A 3716-nucleotide genomic window follows, 5' to 3' on the forward strand; every position below is an offset into this window, starting at 1 on the left:
TTAACTGATCGGCATTACTCACTTAGTTGAGTTCTTTTTTGTTTAACTGCTTATCAAATAGGAATATCAGACTGGGTTTGGTAGCGCGGCAGAAGTACCGTGTGCAGCAAAAGCATTAGTGGCTAACACATCACAGTGGTGACGATTAATCGTATCGCCGTAGTTGTTGGTTATGACGGGAAACTGAAAACGATACATCGGGATACCGTAGCGGCGCTCTCTTTGCTGACCGATTCGATCTTTGCTTGTCCACAGCAGTCGGTTCTTTGCCGTATAAGTCATACCGTGCATTTTATTGAAATACTCTTCATGACTGCGCATTTGCTCGTACAGTTCGATAATGCGTTGTCGAGAGAAGTTCAATGTCGTGCTCGCTTTAAGCTGCGTGCCCCAACCCGTTAATACCTTTTCCATGAAATCTCTTGTCATTAGTCCTGGGCCAGTAAGTAACCCCGCGCCTTTACTTCCTCCTGAGGTATTCGCATTACCCACCAAAGTACCGTGTCGGCCTGGCATGTAGGTTGTGTAATATTTAGTGGAAGGGGACAAGCGTGGCATTCTCGCTTTGACGCTCGATCGCAATGTTCTGTTGGCGCGCTGCCATACCGTGTTTCAGGTCAGCCGCTAATTCCTGTGAATCTTTTAACCAATCTTGATATTTTTGGTTGGTTGCAAAAGGCCAAGCCGATTTTGCAGGGCGAGATTCACTAAGCAGTCCTTTGGCTCGCTTCATGTAGTCATTTTTATCTTGTTGGCTCCCGCGCAAGATATTCAGCACATAGCGCATGTTGCTGTCGATACCTTTGCCTAGCAACGTTCCTTTAACTCCGGAGTAAGTGTCATCTTTGCCTTGCTTCAACCATTCGTTTTGATTCCCACTGCCAACTCCATCCACTTGAATGTAGTCAATCATGCCTCTGCCAGTCGTATTCTTCGCTAACGTAGAATACGACTCGCCTGACACGTAGTTTTTATGATTGTTGTCTTCTGAGTTAGACCCTGTTCCACAGAAGAATACGGTAAAAATTGACATACATTCCCTTAAATTAATTCACCGGATTTATCGGAAGTATAACTGTCGAATCAAAAGGTTGTAGAGAAATGTCTATTTATTCGCAAAGGTCAGACCAAAGGCATTAGAAATGGAACCAAGCGCAAGTTTTATAAATGAGTTGTTTGGTCAGTTCTATTGGACTCTTGAGCTCGGTTATACCCGTCAAGAAAGATCAATCGAAGTGTCACAATACTCAACGCTATTTTGTCTAGTATCAAACAGCAGGCTGATTTTGCTCTAGTACCGAAATCTGAAACCTACACTTTGTATAGATACTTGTTGTTCAGGGGCAACCTATGAATTTCGGGTAATTTATAACAGATCGCTTACGAGCTTAGATTGAGGTTTATAGGAGGGAGTATGTTCGCAATACATAGGGAATATGAGTTACAGAATCAGCAACATTTTCATGCCCACATTCAAGTAAAGCCAACCGGAAACTTAGAGTTTGAGATTTTAGAGTCTCATGAACATCATGATACCGACTTTAATCACTTGTCTTTTGAAGCTGAAAAAGGGAAGACTAAAGTGCTTGGACGAGATGAAAGTGGTCAACAGACAGATTGGCAACTTTTATTGGCAGAGGAAGATGCAAAAGAGCTTAATCATCTGGTGGTGTTGGTGTCTGAACAATATGAGACGTTAATGCGAGATCTCATGTGACGGAACAAGCTGGCGATAAACTACAATTGATTATCGGCACACCAAAATCAAAAGCCCGGTGAATAACCGGGCTTTGTTCACTGTGGTTTGTTAACTGTAATTGTGTTTTCGAGTTAGAAACCGCGAATATCTAGCTCATTGTTGATCAACACGACGCACTGAGAAGCGAACAGCATATTTGGACCCAAACTGATTTTCTCTGTTCCTAGACGTTTTAAGCTGTTGTAGCTTTTCTTCGGCATAGGGATGTGGTCAGTCAGAAGGAAACATGGGTTTTCAGCAATCTCTGCATCACGGATAAAGTCGCCTTTCTTATCCATCATGTAGAGCTGGTGGTCTTCAGCTAGCTCTTTAACTAGCTTTTCAAAACTCATAGTACGAACAGTGATACCCGATTCAACCTGACGCGTCTGTTCTTTTGTCATACCTTGAGAAGCGTCAACCGCTCTTACTACCGCTGACAACAATGCAGACTCATGGAAGCCACCAATATTGGTGATCTCGTTTGAATCGAATGTAATCGTACGTGAAAAGTCTTTAGTACTTTCTAATACAAGGTGTACGGTGACATTCTCACGGTGAGATTGAGCAACGAAGATCGTGTTCATCAGAGTATGAGCCAGAATCTCAGTATGAGCATCTTGCCCAACACCTTCTAAGATAAGTTTGCTCTCTGTAGGGGCTGCGCGAGCGCGTAATACAAATGAACGCATGGAATGTACCTTGTCAGTATGTGATAAAGCGAAACGGGCTTTATCAACATGAATTGATGAATAACCAAAATTGTGGCGGTATGTAACTCTTTTCTATTAATGAAGTCAAATAGAGTTGCGTATAGCGCCAACCAGAAGAACTCTGCGTATTAAATAGAGAATGACCACATTACAAGATGGTAAGGGTTGAAGCGACCCAATGTTTACGTAGATAGTATGCGCAAATTATTAGGTGACTTACATAAGGAAGTAGTCGATGAAGTTACAGAAGATTAATAAAGAAGAATATAGAAAGAAGATGAACCTGCTGTTGGTTTCGTTGGTTGGGTCACTCGCAGTGTTCGCCATTGTATTCGGAACCATACTGATCGAGCTATTCGGTTCAGGGCAATCAATCGCAGGCGAATCGACAGGTAATTTCCACTTGAACGTATTAGGTGTGATCTTATCAGTCGCATTGAATGCATTTATCGCGAGTCGTGTAAAAGGGCATGATTACTTCAAAGAAGCGCTTTATATATGGAACCTTAAACAAATCCATAATCAAATCTATCGTAAGCTCAAGCGTATTCACCCCAAAGCTGAGCAAGGCGACCGAGACGCGCTGACCATCCTTTATTTCTATTACACCACGCAAAAACAGGTATACGACCTAGACAACAACACATTGACGATAAAAACAGTTCAGCAATCGCTAGATAACATCCTAGAACTGAGTGAGAAATGGAGCATTGAGCTAGATATAGAGGCTTTTTCGAAAGATCTAATCGCAAAGTTTTAAGTAATACACCCATTATTGTATGAGCTTTGAGCTATGAAAGAGCCTTTTGACGTAAAAGTAGCCACTTAAGCAAGTTTTTTTGAATTTTTATCAAAAAAGGGGTTGCCATGTTTTCGATGATCTCTATAATGCCGCCTCACTGACACGGCAGATGCCATAAGGCTTCAGCGGTAATCAGTAAGACGAAAAGTTCGAAAGAAATTAATTTTAAAAAGTGTTTGACACTTAAGATTAAATCGCTAGAATTCACGTCCGCTTTCAAGGGTTTCTTTGTAAAAAGAAAGTTTCGACAAGCAAAGCTCTTTAACAATTTAAACCTATCAATCTGTGTGGGCACTCGTTGATGAATATCAAAACGTTTTATCGTTAGATAAAACAGATTCTTCGGAATCAAAATTGATTTCAATGAACTGAGTGACCAATACGTTTAACTACTTGTAGTTATTCGGCACAGTCAATTCATTATCATTCTGTTGGAATGGTAATAGCTTTAGAATTACATGTT

General features: G+C 41.2%; 3 protein-coding genes and 1 pseudogene. 2 read left to right on the plus strand and 2 right to left on the minus strand.

From position 1 onward, the window contains the following. Nucleotides 1-66: 66 nt before the first annotated feature. Nucleotides 67-1033, minus strand: a pseudogene (locus BCV39_RS23505) (hypothetical protein). Nucleotides 1034-1414: 381 nt separating this feature from the next. On the opposite strand from BCV39_RS23505, the gene BCV39_RS18465 reads away from it, so the two are divergent. Further along, complete coding sequence (locus BCV39_RS18465; RefSeq protein ID WP_076656387.1) at nucleotides 1415-1717, plus strand: hypothetical protein; 303 nt, start codon at nucleotides 1415-1417, stop codon at nucleotides 1715-1717. Nucleotides 1718-1830: 113 nt separating this feature from the next. Here BCV39_RS18465 and trmY read toward each other — a convergent pair whose 3' ends face one another. Next, on the minus strand, nucleotides 1831-2430 hold the full coding sequence (gene trmY, locus BCV39_RS18470) for a tRNA (pseudouridine(54)-N(1))-methyltransferase TrmY (protein WP_102393465.1): 600 nt from the start codon (nucleotides 2428-2430) through the stop codon (nucleotides 1831-1833). 256 nt (nucleotides 2431-2686) lie between these two features. On the opposite strand from trmY, the gene BCV39_RS18475 reads away from it, so the two are divergent. Further along, nucleotides 2687-3211: a DUF3087 family protein gene (locus BCV39_RS18475; RefSeq protein WP_102431737.1), complete on the plus strand. Its 525-nt coding sequence runs from the start codon at nucleotides 2687-2689 to the stop codon at nucleotides 3209-3211. The last annotated feature ends 505 nt before the right edge of the window (nucleotides 3212-3716 follow it).

It is taken from the genome of Vibrio sp. 10N.286.55.E10 (assembly GCF_002872555.1).
Lineage (GTDB): Bacteria > Pseudomonadota > Gammaproteobacteria > Enterobacterales > Vibrionaceae > Vibrio > Vibrio crassostreae.

Coding starts and splice junctions, on each gene's coding strand:
- BCV39_RS18465 (WP_076656387.1), top strand. CDS start 1,415: ATGTTCGCAATACATAGGGAATATGAGTTACAGAATCAGCAACATTTT.
- trmY (WP_102393465.1), bottom strand. CDS start 2,430: ATGCGTTCATTTGTATTACGCGCTCGCGCAGCCCCTACAGAGAGCAAA.
- BCV39_RS18475 (WP_102431737.1), top strand. CDS start 2,687: ATGAAGTTACAGAAGATTAATAAAGAAGAATATAGAAAGAAGATGAAC.